Raw genomic sequence first — 12537 nt, forward strand, 5'->3', positions numbered from 1 at the left:
ATAAATTTGATCGATCTTATTAAAAGATTATTAATTGAATTTTTTGAAGAAATTCAAATTGAAAAGTGGCCTGCTAAAGAAAGAGAGTTGGTCAGTAGATTTGCTTTTTCGAAACTAGTAAAAAACACAAATAAAGAATCTGAATTTTATGATCCAGCACAAATAGGATTGGAAGTAAGAGTAGAACAAATTAAAGGTGAAAATAGAAAGGAATTCGTCTGCAAAGATTTGATAATTTGGAAAGAACCAAATTCAAATGCCTGGACAGAATTCAACGTTCCTAAAGTAATTATGGAATGGAAACATAATAATTCTCAACCTTCAAAATATGATATCGATTGGCTAAAAGAATACACAAAGCTAAACGGTGAATGTTTTGGAATAGCAATAAATATTGACACTAACAAAAAACTTAAATTAACAGCAACCTTAATTCACAAAGGAGAAATTAAAGAAGAAAATTGGCTGCTGCTTAACGCCACATAACAACGGCTCATCGCCAATAACGGGTATCATCGAAAAGGTGTAATTTTAGAAACCAGGAAATAAAACAAATAAGCCGACAACTCCGCGTCCCAATTCCCGCAACTGGCGATAGCCGAGACCGTTAGCGGCAAGCTTTTTACAAAGTTTTCACTTAAACAACTTGACTAAATAATGATTAAATTTAAAAGATATTAAAAATCTTATGATAAAAAGATCATTTTTAACTTTAGCGATTACCTTATCTATATTTTCATGTAAATCAGATAAAAAAGAACCTGAAAAAAGTGTAGAAAAAGAATCGGTAGAAAAGTGGCAGGCAAAAGCACCCGCAACTCAACCGTTCGGCTCTGAAGCTTTTGACAAATCAAACAATACGACCTTAAGATGGTTAGGTATGGCTGGTTTTTTAATAAATAGCCACGGTTCAACAATTATGATAGATCCATTACTCGGTGGGTTTGATATGCCAATCCTAATAGATTTTCCAATTAAATCTGACAGTGTTCCTAAATTAGATGGCGTTCTTATTACTCATAGCGATAACGATCACTATAGTGTTCCAACAAATCTAGAATTGAAAAATGTTACCGAGAAATTTCATTCAACAATTTATGTTGATTCTTTAATGAGTAATAGGGACGGACTACCATCTGTTGGCCACGAAATAGGAGAAACTTTTGAAATTGGTAATTTTAAAATTAAAGTAACTCCAGTTGACCATTCTTGGCAAAATGCTTATCCCGATGCAAGTGACAGGGTTTTCAAGGATGAAGATTCTTGTGGGTTTTGGATAGAAACTCCGGATGGTACAATTTGGGCCACTGGTGATTCCAGGTTAATGCCAGAGCATTTAAATATGCCTACTCCCGATGCAATATTATTTGATTTTTCAGATAGTGAATGGCATTTTACTTTAGAAGGCGCAGTGAAATTAGCTAATGCTTATCCACAGTCTAAATTATTGTTGCATCATTGGGGATCAGTTGATGCGCCAGATTTTCCTCCCTTTAATGCTAATCCAAAAGATTTATACGACCTAGTTGACAATCCGGAGAGGATTGTAGTTTTGGCGCCGGGAGAACCATTTATTCTTAATCAAATCGATCATAAATGAAATTTATAAAAGTAAGTTTTATCATTCTATCATTAATATTCCTAACTAACTCTTGTGGAGTTAGAAATAACACAAAAAATGAAGTTAGCCCAAACATGCTTATAAGAATCTCTGAAATAAAAATATATCCGCAATATATCGAGGAGTATAAGGCTATACTAAAAAAAGAAGCAGAAGCATCTGTAAGAATAGAGCCTGGTGTAATATCGATATTTCCAATGATTCAAAAAGGAGATTCTACCGAGATAAGAATTTTAGAAATTTATGCCAATAATCAAGCTTATAAATCACATTTAGAAACACCCCATTTCAAGGAATATAAAACAACTACATTGAAAATGGTAGAATCTTTAAAACTTATAGATATGGAGGCGATTGACTCTCAAACAATGCCAAAAATTTTTAATAAAATTAATAACCAGTAAAATCAAGTTTATTACTTCAGCCAGCCGCTAACATCGGTTCATCGCAAATAACGGGTATTACAGGAAAAAGTGTAATTTTAGAGACCAAGAAAGAAAACAACTAAGCCGACAAGTCCGCGTCCCTACTCCCGCAACTTGCGATAACCGTAACCGTTATGTGCAAGCGGATTTCAACATTATGAAGTACTACTTAGGATCATATTATTTATTAAAAATAAAACCTGCTGATTTTGGAACAATTAAAGGTTCTAAAATCTTTACATGCTGTAACTGCATAAATAAATCTTATTTAGATTCATGGTCAATATCGTGGTCGGAAGATGGAAAAAATATCAATAAAAATATTAGAAAGGAATTTAAACTTTCAGAACAATTGATAAATAAAATTCACAATTGGACAGATAAAAAATTAGAGGAAAATAAAATTGGTTGGATCAATAATTTTTCTGATCTAAAAACAGTTTTAGATTATAAAAAATCATTTTTTAGTGAAGAAAAAGATTTACAAATATTGAGTATTAATTTTCCAGAAACAGAAAAAAATCAAGCTTTAAATATTTTATCACCAACTAATCAAAAATCTGGCGAAATTGGAATTTATCAAAATCTAAAAAAAGAAATTAAAGAGAATACCTTAGAAGAACTACTTGGATTTGACCTTATTGGGATAGAACCAGGTGGAGATTTTCACTCATTTCATTGTCATGATTTAAAAGATGATTTAATTTCAAAATTTGAAATCAAGATTAACAAGAATGGATTGATTCAGGAAAATAAAAACTGGAAAGAAATGGTAGATTATATGAATAATTCTGACAATGGATTCGAACCAGTTCCTTGGTTTTTCGTTAAAGTAAATCGAGTAAAAACCGCCAGCACATAACAACGGTTCATCGCCAATAAGCGGCACCGTTAGTAAGAAAATAATTAACTTGACCAACAAACCAATACTAAGCCGACAAATCCAAGTCCCCTACTCCGCCAACTGGCGATAACCGAGACCGTTGTGAGGCATTTTACAATTAGATGGTAGTAAATAAAATTTTAAAAAAATATAAATTACTTAGATCATTTGAAGTCGATTTAAATGTTGAAAAAGAAGCATTTATTAAAGAGTTAAAAAACTTCACCGAAAACGGATATTACACCCCCTTCTTAATAATGCTTGACGTTTTCAAATCTGAAAACAAAATGTACATCGGAAATATAAAATCGAACAGTTTTAAAATCCGAGAGAGATTTAAAATTGACAATTCATGGCAGAACAATTTTGCAACGGTAAAAGCAGAGTTTTACGAAGAAAACGATAAACTGAAAATTAAAACTATAATCCAGGGAATGGAATTCTTTCCTTTCATTCTAAGAGCTTTAATTTTTGTTATTTACTTAGTTATAATGTTTCTTCTGGTAATTGAATTATTAATTCCACCAATAGATTTTGAGATTGAAATAGCATTCCTTTTACCTCCACTCATGCTGACAATTTTTGTCGGGTTTTTGACTTATTTACCGTACAGAATTGCAAAAAATAATATCGTAAATAAGAAAGATGATCTTGATTTAATATTTCAAGGTATAGAAAAACGCCTCACAACAAAGAACTAAGGTAAAATCCAAGTACTTCTAAGCTAATTTCGACATATGATTTTCCTGGTAATATGTTCCTGATTTGGCTATGGCAAAAGCCTGTTTTAGTAGCTTGTTACACACGGCAATCAATGCCAGTTTCTTACTCTTTCCTTGTTCCACAATGCGTTCATAAAGTTCTCTGCAGGCCTTGTTATGTTTACAAGCGGTAAAGCTACAGAGGAATAGTAGGTTTCGCAGTTTCCGGTTCCCTACTTTGCTGATTCGGCTACGCCCTCTTACACTGGTTCCGGATTGTCTGATCGTCGGTGTAATCCCTGTAAAACAGCAAAGCTGCCTGGCATTCTCAAAACTGGTAAACCCGTCTGTAAGTACAATTAATAGCATCGCCGTTTTCTTTCCCATTCCCGGAATGCTGGTTAATTGCTCCAGTTGTTCTTTCTGGGTCTTTCTGACTAAGGATTCCAATTTGGATTCGATCTGATCTAATTCCTTCTCTAATTGCTTTAGCGTTCGGACTAGTGATCGACTTACAGTCTTTGAAGGTGTTCCGAGAGCTTGCTCCCCATGGATCTTATTCTTAACAGCAGTGCGTTGTTTCAGGTATAGATCCTGAAGACTCAGTAGCTGTAAAGATTCAGCCTGAATAGCATTCCTGGCTGTATACAATGGAACTTGTGTTGCCTGGGCATACTCACAGATCGCTTTAGCATCACTCTTATCAGTCTTGATCTTGGAGAGTTTCATCTGAATAAAACGCTTGACCGAAAGTGGATTCACAACCGACACCGTTATACCTTTCTCATACAAATACTGGGCTAAACGGTAGTGATAGTAACCGGTGGCCTCCATGACCACCAGGCTGTCTTTCTGAATAAACTTCAGTAAGCCTTTAAAGCCCTTTACATCATTAGAGAACTGATCATGCTTGTTATTCTGATCAATTACATCAAAGAACGATTTACTAATGTCTACTCCGTAAAAATGTTTAATTTTATCCATATAAGAATGATTGGAAAGAACAGCTACTTTGGTTTTCATCGACTTTAAAACGAGATCCAGGTCTCACAGAACTAAACGAAATTAAAGTAGAAAAGAGAGGGTATTATCATTGTTGACGGAATCTCTAGTTCCCACGGTTCATGTAATCTTATTCCTCTCTTTTGTTCTTTCTGGTTATACATTCAAAATTTAGAGAAATTAAACTTAAGACGGTTCATCGCCAATAAGCGGCAGCATAAGTAAGAAAATAATTAACTTGACCAACAAACCAATACTAAGCCGACAAATCCGCGTCCCCTACTCCGCCAACTGGCGATAACCGAGACCGTTGGCAGCAAGCATTTGAAAATTCCCGATGATAGAAATCTTCAAAATAGAAAAAATACCATCTGACTTTTTAGAAGCTCTTAGGTTATCAATGAATTATGGATTTATCTCAAAAAAAGAAATCTGGGATTGGGCTTTAAAAACTATTCAATTTTTCGACAATTATGATCCCCTACTTTTAGACCTGGTAAAAGGAAAAGAACCGGATGGAAGACAAATTGATTATGTTTTGAAAACAAGAACTGAAAACGAAGAAACCGAAAATTCATTCAGGTTATTAATTAGTTCATTAAATGATAAAATTTCTAACAAAGAATTATCTTTAGAAGAAGTGGCAAATAAAATATATAACTTAACTCTTGAACTAGAAATAAAAGAGTCTGAAAGAACTTTTCTCTATCACTTCGAGAATGACCTATATTTGGCAAATTCTCAAATTAAAGGAGATTTAAATTCGATTAAAGAAAAATTAAAAAATACAATTCAAATTTATCAGGAACTATCATTCGAAAATTATAAAAATTGGAGTTTGATTAATAGTGAAATAGATTCTTCAATAGCACGTTTTGAAAGTCAACCTAAAAAATAAAACTAAAAACCTATTAATGATTTTAGGTATTCTAATCAATTTAGGAATTGGGCTAATATTGATTGTTCAATCTTTCAAAGGACATTCAAGCTTTGGGTTTCTATTTGGTGCACTTATGCCTGTTCTTTCTATATTATTTTATTCAAATTATTTAAAATTAAAAAGTGATAATAATGAGAAGGACTTCAAAAAAGTAGTTTTCCGTCCTAGCTTATTAATAGGATTTTTAATTTTTATAACTTCCATCGTAACTTCATTTTTGGTTTTAGATTTTGAATATTTAGAAAACACTTTAATTGAATTTATTCAGTTTTTCGGAGCCATATCAGCACTATTCCTTATTCCAAATCTGATTTATCAAATTATTATATTTCAACTATACAAGAAGAGTCTGAACTAAATGCCAGCTGCCAACAACGGCTCATCGCCAATAACGGGTATCACCGAAAAAGTGTAATTTTAGAAACCAGGAAATAAAACAAATAAGCCGACAACTCCGCGTCCCAACTCCCGCAACTGGCGATAGACGAGACCGTTACCTGGAAGCTACAAAGAAATAGGTATGAAGATGAATATTAAATTAACGACAATAATAATTTTTCTACTTTCTTGCTATTTTATCCATGGTCAAAATATTCACAATTCAAATTCTAACAACTTCGATTCAATATCGAGGGATTTAAAAAGAATTTATGAACGTAATGAATTAGCGGGTTTCGCTGTTTCGATATTTGGTAAAGACAGCATCTTTTTTCAAAGTGGGTTTGGATATGCTGATAAATCCAAAAAAATACCATATACGGTTAGTTCAAATCAACTTATTGCATCTATTTCAAAAACTTTTATTGGTGTTTCTCTCATGATTGCAATAGAGCAAAACAAAATGAAACTGGATGATGATGTGAATGAATATTTGAATTTCAAAGTAATAAATCCAAATTTCCCGGATACGAAAATAACATTAAGACACCTAGCTAATCATACTTCAGGTATTACTGATCCTAAATCATATAATAAAACTTATTTATTCAGTAAAAAATTAAAGAAAAAAAATTGGCCCCAGCAATGGCATGATTATTTAAAAATATATAATAGAAATAAAGATATACCTCTAGAGAAATTTTTGGAAAATTGTTTATCTGAAAAAGGGATTTGGTTCGAAGATGACACCTATTCTGAAAAGGCTTCAGGTACAGATTATGAATATAGTAATTTAGGATCCTCTCTACTAGCTTTAGCAATTTCAAATGCAGTAAAAGAGTCATATAAAGAATTTGTCAAAAAGAATATTTTTCAACCTCTTAGAATGGATGCCACAAGTTGGGATAATAATTTTGTTGCCGAAGATTTAAGAGTTACATATTACATCGAAAATGGAAATCCTATTCCAGATTATAGAATTTTAACTTATCCAGATGGAGGAATTTATAGTAGCGTTGGGGACTTGACCAAATATTGCCAGGAAATGATTAAATGTTCGATTGGTCAAGGCAAAATATTAACAAAAGAATCCTTTTTAACAATGACAAAGCCTCAATCTATATCTAATGATTTTCCAGATGCTATTTGTTGGGATTTGTCATTTGCTCCTTTGATTGGTCATGCCGGGAATGAATTTGGTAGCTCCACTTTAATGTATTTCAATCCAAAATCTGGAATTGGACAAATACTTTTTTCAAATAATTCGATTGGATCCCTAAAACAAGAGAAAGCATTCTTTGATATTTTCAATCTTCTTTTCAAATATGATTTTTAAAATTAAAATGCCTGCAGGTAACAACGGTTCATCGCCAATAGACGGCAGCGTTAGAAAGATAATAATTCACTTGATTAACAAACCAATACTAAGCCGACAAATCCGCGTCCCCTACTCCGCCAACTGGCGATAACCGAGACCGTTGTGCACAATATATTTTAGATGGAGATAAGCCAAATAATCAATTTTTCAATTTCAATACTCGCAATAAAAATCGCAGCATTATCATATTATCAAACCTATAAAATTGATCGAAGAAGTTTAAGAATAGAAAAACTTGAAGAAATTCTAGAAGTAATTCATATTCTATAAGGCAATTACCATTATTTTATAAGAAACAGAAATACCCTATGAAATAATTCAACAAGAAAATTTCGTTCCTCTCGAGATGATGGAATTGTCCCTCAATACCTTGTTTTTAAAACAGAGGATGAGTGTTCCGAAATTTATAATAGAAACATCGGTATTAGAAATGAAGAACAAGCTCAAAAATTTAGTGAATTAAATTTTGATTTTGAGAAAAATACATTAGTAATAATAACCTCTGGATATGACAAAAATTGCTGTAAACCAATTATAAAAATAAGTATATCGAAATAAAGGAAGAATTTATGTGACTTTCGATATTGGAGAATTGGATAATTCTTTAGAAGTTTTGAGTCAATCTTATATTCTCCACAATAAATTTACTCATATTAAAACTTTAGATTTTTACAGGACGATCGAGGAAGAATATAAACTTCATAAAATTGATCGGAAACTTGAAAAACTTAAAAATAACGAGGAATTCATTTCTAATAATTCCAGGAGTAATAATCTAAAAGAACTTATTTTTAAGGCAATCGATATTTCAGATTCATTAGATGATGTGATCCATGAATTGGAAAATCAAGTAATCAAAACCAGTATTGGTAGAGGAATATCATTTACAGATAAAAAAGGTGCTTCTTTTAAGGGTTCAGCAATAGATCGAAAACTGTCATTATCAGGTATTAAGAACTTGTTATCATACAAAGAACAAGAAAAGAGATTTAACAGAGGTCTTTCACGCTAATTCAATAATATAAATTATTGTAAAGCATTAGTTAATAGTCTAAGGTGTTTGTAAAAATCTAAAAAAAGGCCTGGACTTTATTAATCCAGGCCTATTAAATTTATTAAAAGAATACTTTATCAATTCTATAAGTTAAATTTAATACCCTGAGCTAAAGGTAAATCAGTACCATAATTTACAGTGCAGGTTTGCCTCCTCATGTAGGATTTCCAGGCATCAGAACCACTTTCTCTCCCTCCACCTGTTTCTTTTTCACCACCAAATGCTCCTCCGATTTCGGCTCCAGATGTTCCAATATTAATATTGGCAATCCCACAATCTGAACCCTCAAAAGAAAGAAATTCTTCAACTTCTCGTAGATTCAAACTAAACAGTGCAGAAGACAACCCTTGAGGAACATTATTATTTAATTTAATAGCCTCTTCTATTGATTTATACTTAACAATATATACTATTGGGGCAAAGGTTTCTGTTTTCATAATCTCCAGATTTAGATCTGCTTCTATAATCGTAGGAGCTACGTAACATTGTGAACAGTTATCTCCAACTAAAACCATTTTTCCACCCGAAATTATCTTTGCCCCTTGTTTTTTAGCTAATTCAATAGTTAAATAGTAATTATTCACCGCATCTTCATCTATTAATGGCCCCATATGATTCTCTTCATTCAATGGATCGCCAATTTTTATTTGTTCAAATGCATTTTTTAATTGTCTTAGAAATTTATTGTAAATATTTTCGTGCACTATTAATCGTCGTGTAGAAGTACAACGTTGACCTGCTGTACCTATAGCCCCAAAAACCAATGCTGGCAATGCTTTTTCAATATCTGCATGTTCGGAAAGTATTATTGCGTTATTCCCTCCAAGTTCGAGAATAGATTTACCTAATCTTTTTCCTACTCGCTGAGCAACATCTCTTCCCATAGCAGTACTACCTGTCGCTGAAATCAAGGAAATACGACTATCCTCAGCCATTTTCTTTCCTATTTCTAAATCTCCCATTATTAAAGAAGAAATACCCTCCGGTAAATTATTACTTTTTAAAACCCTGGAAAAAATCTCCTGACAAACAATCGAGGAAAACGGTGTTTTTTCTGAAGGTTTCCATATACAAACATTTCCGCAAACTAATGCAATAGCTGTATTCCAGGCCCAAACCGCTACAGGAAAATTAAAAGCCGAAATAACACCTACAATTCCTAAGGGATGCCATTGTTCAAATAACCGGTGAGCAGGTCTTTCAGATTGTATTTGAAGACCATATAATTGTCGTGACAAACCCGTTGCGAATTCGCAGATATCGATCATTTCCTGAACCTCGCCATACCCTTCCTGCAGAGATTTACCCATTTCATAACTAATCAAAGTTCCTAAGGCCTCCTTTTCTTTTCTTAACTCCTCACCTAATTGTCTTACAATATTTCCGCGTCCTGGCGCTGGTATTTTTCTCCATACTAGGAATGCATGCTCAGCTGTATTTATCACATTTTCATATCCTTCACTGGAAAGAAAACTTATTTCACCTATCTGCCTGTTATCTACTGGAGAAATTATTCTTCTACCTTTAGTTTCTTCACAATACCTATTTTCCAATCCTGTACTGTAACTATAAAAAGGACTTTCAATTTTTAGTTTATTTAATATTTCTATGGGTGATTTTCTCATTATTTCAACTGTTGTGATTCATAGGTAGATTCAAAAATTTTATCTGCATTTCCGGTTTCAAAACCATCACGACGGTGATCCTTCTTTATTTTGGATAGGGGTAAATCGGAAAATTCCGGCAATACCAGTCGTTGAGCAAATTCAACATAACTGCCTGGTATTTCGATAACTTCTGAACCTAGAAAATTAGCTCTCACTTTACCGGCTACCGAACTGCTTTGCTTTAAAAGTCCATCTCGACTTTCCTTTATTTCTCCTCCTGAATTATTTAATTTTATTTCTATGGATTTTAAAAAGTCATTAAATTTTTCAAGTCGGTTATAGTCTTCAGGTAAATCATGGATACTTATAGTAAAATGATTTAAATAATAGCGATTATAAATTACCCAGGCAGCATATTCACTTTCTTCAAGTAGGCTTTGATAATCATCCAAAGTTGGTAATTCCCATAATGCGGAAGTAAAAAAGTCAGAAACCTCGCTTACATTTTTAAAATCTATGTAATCCACTGGGTCTGAATTTATATTTTTAGTGTATTTCTGGATAATTTTCTGGGCATTCTGACTTAAATCTGAAACCCTTAACTCACTGATAAAGATCCGTGGATATTTATTTTCTGGATGCGAATACCAAAAAGCGTTTAATTTTTTCTCGGGAAAAAAATAATAGTCTCGTTTTTCATAGCCATAATGAAGGAAAATTTTTTCAAGTGAAGTTATTCCTAGGTACGGTAACCCCAGTGTACGAAAGGCTATATGGTCATTAATTATATCTTCTTCCTTGGAAATCATTCCTTTTTCAAGCATTCCATTTATTATTCTATATACGTCTGGAACCCTTTCTTTATATGGAATTATTAAAGAGTTTAATAATTCATTCAAATCATTTTCTGTACTGAATTTCATAATTCTCTAATTATTTTAAAAAGTGAATTCGACCTAGATAGGTCGAATTCACTAATGGCTAACTCAAATTTCTTTTTAATTAATTTCAGTATTGGTCTGTATCTCTGATAATGGTACAGGCAGATATGAATGTTGCTGCGCGTCAAAATCAACTCTACCGGCAGCATTCATTGCCGCATCAAGCATTCCCCATCTTCTTAGGTCAAAAAATCTAGTACTTTCGAGTGTTAGTTCCATCACTCTTTCATGTACAATTTGTTCAAATACAGCCTCTTTGGAATTTAAAGTAACGGCAGGAACATTTCCATGCGCTTCTCTCACTTGATTGATTAATTCCGCAGCCTTTTCAGTATTTCCGGTTTCATTCAAAGCTTCTGCATGCATCAATAGCACATCAGCATATCTAAGTAGAGTTACATTAAGGCCTATATATCCATTTCCTTCTACAGGTTCCGGCAGCCATTTTCTGAAAAATGCCACATCATCTTTCGCATCGGGATCACCGTAGGTAGATTCAATTAAATCATTCCAGGTACTCCCTTCCATCCTTCTGGCAGATTCGTCATTGAAATATGGATCATCAAAGTAAAGGGTTGCATATAATCTATTGTCATAAAGACCGTTCTCTGCAATCATTCCCTCTTCTTTCATTTCGGCTACTAAGCGATCATCAGCTAAAATACCGCCCCATCCCCCTATGGCCCAATCGGCTACAAACGAATGTAAACGTGTCGCATTCCAGGAAGTCGCATCACCACTTTTAAACTGCAATTCAAATATAGATTCCTTATTATTCTCGTTTTCACCATTAAACAAGCTCTTGAAGTCATCAACTAAAGCATACTGCCCGCTTTCACTAACTTTAAAAAAGGCTTCAGCTGCATTCTGATAGTCATCCCCGGTACTAGAAGAAGCATCTCCTGCTTTGTACATATATGCTTTTCCTAAATACCCCAGGGCAGCACCTTTATTTGCACGACCATAGTTCTGAGGCTGTATTTCAAAACTCAACTTATCTGCCGCTGTTTTAAAATCCTGCAAAACAAAATCCCATACTTCAGTTCTCGTTGCCAAAGCTTTATCTAAAGTACTTGAAGTTACGATATCGTCCCTTATGATAATTTGTTCAAATAAAGTGAGTAACTTGAAATGATAATATCCCCTAAGGAAATAGGCTTCCCCTAAAATTTGTTCCCTTTCACTATCAGAGATTTGATCTTCGGTCATTTCAGAAACATTTTTTATAACCTGATTCGAAAAATTAATTCCTTTATAATTAGTACTCCAAAGCACATCCAGGAAAATATGTCCATTAGTATAATTGAAATTATAAATCGACATCCAGTGCGAATAATTCGTGGCATCAGGGCCAGGTAAAACATAATCTGATCGAAAATATTCCACCACAGAACGACCTTCTTGCCAGCCATCCCAGAAATTACTTCTGGCTTCTAATTCTGAATAAGCTGCCGTTAAACCAGATCTTGCATCTTCGGCATTACGCCAAAAATTTTCCGAAGTAAGCTGATCCGGGGGTTGCTTATCTAGATATTCATCATCAGAACATCCTATAGTCAGTAAAATACTTAATAGAAAAACGGATTTTATTATATATTTTTTCATTT

The 12537-nt window shown here is 33.3% G+C and carries 13 protein-coding genes; 9 read left to right on the plus strand and 4 right to left on the minus strand.

The features are described from left to right. Window positions 1–6 precede the first annotated feature (6 nt). From C8P64_RS10140 to C8P64_RS10160, 5 genes are all read left to right on the plus strand, one after another. Entirely contained in the window at window positions 7–486 is a 480-nt protein-coding gene (locus tag C8P64_RS10140; protein WP_108171950.1) for a hypothetical protein, read from the plus strand. A gap of 202 nt (window positions 487–688) precedes the next feature. After that, window positions 689–1600 carry an MBL fold metallo-hydrolase gene (locus C8P64_RS10145; RefSeq protein ID WP_108171951.1) on the plus strand — a complete coding sequence of 304 codons (912 nt, stop codon included), beginning with the start codon at window positions 689–691 and terminating at the stop codon, window positions 1598–1600. Continuing rightward, the gene (locus C8P64_RS10150) at window positions 1597–2025 is read left to right on the plus strand and encodes a putative quinol monooxygenase (protein WP_245889694.1); all 429 of its coding nucleotides are present in this window, start codon (window positions 1597–1599) and stop codon (window positions 2023–2025) included. The genes C8P64_RS10145 and C8P64_RS10150 overlap by 4 nt, the downstream gene beginning before the upstream one ends. Window positions 2026–2203: 178 nt before the next feature. Beyond that, window positions 2204–2908 carry a hypothetical protein gene (locus C8P64_RS10155; RefSeq protein ID WP_108171952.1) on the plus strand — a complete coding sequence of 235 codons (705 nt, stop codon included), beginning with the start codon at window positions 2204–2206 and terminating at the stop codon, window positions 2906–2908. A 143-nt stretch (window positions 2909–3051) separates the two neighbouring features. Continuing rightward, window positions 3052–3630: a hypothetical protein gene (locus tag C8P64_RS10160; RefSeq protein ID WP_108171953.1), complete on the plus strand. Its 579-nt coding sequence runs from the start codon at window positions 3052–3054 to the stop codon at window positions 3628–3630. Window positions 3631–3648: 18 nt separating this feature from the next. On the opposite strand, the gene C8P64_RS10165 is transcribed toward C8P64_RS10160, so the two are convergent. Then, complete coding sequence (locus C8P64_RS10165) at window positions 3649–4614, minus strand: IS110 family RNA-guided transposase (protein WP_211307612.1); 966 nt, start codon at window positions 4612–4614, stop codon at window positions 3649–3651. A 355-nt stretch (window positions 4615–4969) separates the two neighbouring features. Here C8P64_RS10165 and C8P64_RS10170 point away from each other — a divergent pair, with 355 nt between their 5' ends. The 4 genes from C8P64_RS10170 to C8P64_RS10185 all read left to right on the plus strand — a co-directional run bounded on the left by C8P64_RS10170 (window position 4970) and on the right by C8P64_RS10185 (window position 8340). Further along, the gene (locus tag C8P64_RS10170; protein WP_108171954.1) at window positions 4970–5530 is read left to right on the plus strand and encodes a hypothetical protein; all 561 of its coding nucleotides are present in this window, start codon (window positions 4970–4972) and stop codon (window positions 5528–5530) included. A 16-nt stretch (window positions 5531–5546) separates the two neighbouring features. Continuing rightward, window positions 5547–5930, plus strand: coding sequence for a hypothetical protein (locus C8P64_RS10175; protein WP_146167213.1), 384 nt, complete (start codon window positions 5547–5549; stop codon window positions 5928–5930). 162 nt (window positions 5931–6092) lie between these two features. Further along, window positions 6093–7286: a serine hydrolase domain-containing protein gene (locus C8P64_RS10180; RefSeq protein ID WP_108171956.1), complete on the plus strand. Its 1194-nt coding sequence runs from the start codon at window positions 6093–6095 to the stop codon at window positions 7284–7286. Window positions 7287–7899: 613 nt separating this feature from the next. Further along, window positions 7900–8340 (plus strand): hypothetical protein, encoded by a 441-nt coding sequence (locus C8P64_RS10185; RefSeq protein ID WP_108171957.1) that lies wholly within the window; start codon window positions 7900–7902, stop codon window positions 8338–8340. Between the two features lie 125 nt (window positions 8341–8465). Here the strand turns inward: C8P64_RS10185 and amaB are convergent, their stop codons facing one another. The 3 genes from amaB to C8P64_RS10200 all read right to left on the minus strand — a co-directional run bounded on the left by amaB (window position 8466) and on the right by C8P64_RS10200 (window position 12535). Next, window positions 8466–10007 carry an L-piperidine-6-carboxylate dehydrogenase gene (gene amaB, locus C8P64_RS10190; protein ID WP_108171958.1) on the minus strand — a complete coding sequence of 514 codons (1542 nt, stop codon included), beginning with the start codon at window positions 10005–10007 and terminating at the stop codon, window positions 8466–8468. Then, window positions 10007–10912 (minus strand): DUF1338 domain-containing protein, encoded by a 906-nt coding sequence (locus C8P64_RS10195; RefSeq protein WP_108171959.1) that lies wholly within the window; start codon window positions 10910–10912, stop codon window positions 10007–10009. The genes amaB and C8P64_RS10195 overlap by 1 nt, the downstream gene beginning before the upstream one ends. A 75-nt stretch (window positions 10913–10987) precedes the next feature. Next, window positions 10988–12535, minus strand: coding sequence for a RagB/SusD family nutrient uptake outer membrane protein (locus C8P64_RS10200; RefSeq protein WP_108171960.1), 1548 nt, complete (start codon window positions 12533–12535; stop codon window positions 10988–10990). Window positions 12536–12537 lie beyond the last annotated feature (2 nt).

This window comes from Christiangramia gaetbulicola (genome assembly GCF_003054225.1).
In the GTDB taxonomy this organism is placed as follows: Bacteria; Bacteroidota; Bacteroidia; order Flavobacteriales; family Flavobacteriaceae; genus Christiangramia; species Christiangramia gaetbulicola.

What these genes read in the sequence shown, in the direction of transcription:
- C8P64_RS10195 (WP_108171959.1), bottom strand. Translation starts at nt 10,912, where the DNA reads ATGAAATTCAGTACAGAAAATGATTTGAATGAATTATTAAACTCTTTA.
- C8P64_RS10150 (WP_245889694.1), top strand. Translation starts at nt 1,597, where the DNA reads ATGAAATTTATAAAAGTAAGTTTTATCATTCTATCATTAATATTCCTA.
- C8P64_RS10180 (WP_108171956.1), top strand. Translation starts at nt 6,093, where the DNA reads ATGAAGATGAATATTAAATTAACGACAATAATAATTTTTCTACTTTCT.
- C8P64_RS10160 (WP_108171953.1), top strand. Translation starts at nt 3,052, where the DNA reads ATGGTAGTAAATAAAATTTTAAAAAAATATAAATTACTTAGATCATTT.
- C8P64_RS10145 (WP_108171951.1), top strand. Translation starts at nt 689, where the DNA reads ATGATAAAAAGATCATTTTTAACTTTAGCGATTACCTTATCTATATTT.
- C8P64_RS10155 (WP_108171952.1), top strand. Translation starts at nt 2,204, where the DNA reads ATGAAGTACTACTTAGGATCATATTATTTATTAAAAATAAAACCTGCT.
- C8P64_RS10200 (WP_108171960.1), bottom strand. Translation starts at nt 12,535, where the DNA reads ATGAAAAAATATATAATAAAATCCGTTTTTCTATTAAGTATTTTACTG.
- C8P64_RS10170 (WP_108171954.1), top strand. Translation starts at nt 4,970, where the DNA reads ATGATAGAAATCTTCAAAATAGAAAAAATACCATCTGACTTTTTAGAA.
- C8P64_RS10165 (WP_211307612.1), bottom strand. Translation starts at nt 4,614, where the DNA reads ATGGATAAAATTAAACATTTTTACGGAGTAGACATTAGTAAATCGTTC.
- C8P64_RS10175 (WP_146167213.1), top strand. Translation starts at nt 5,547, where the DNA reads ATGATTTTAGGTATTCTAATCAATTTAGGAATTGGGCTAATATTGATT.
- amaB (WP_108171958.1), bottom strand. Translation starts at nt 10,007, where the DNA reads ATGAGAAAATCACCCATAGAAATATTAAATAAACTAAAAATTGAAAGT.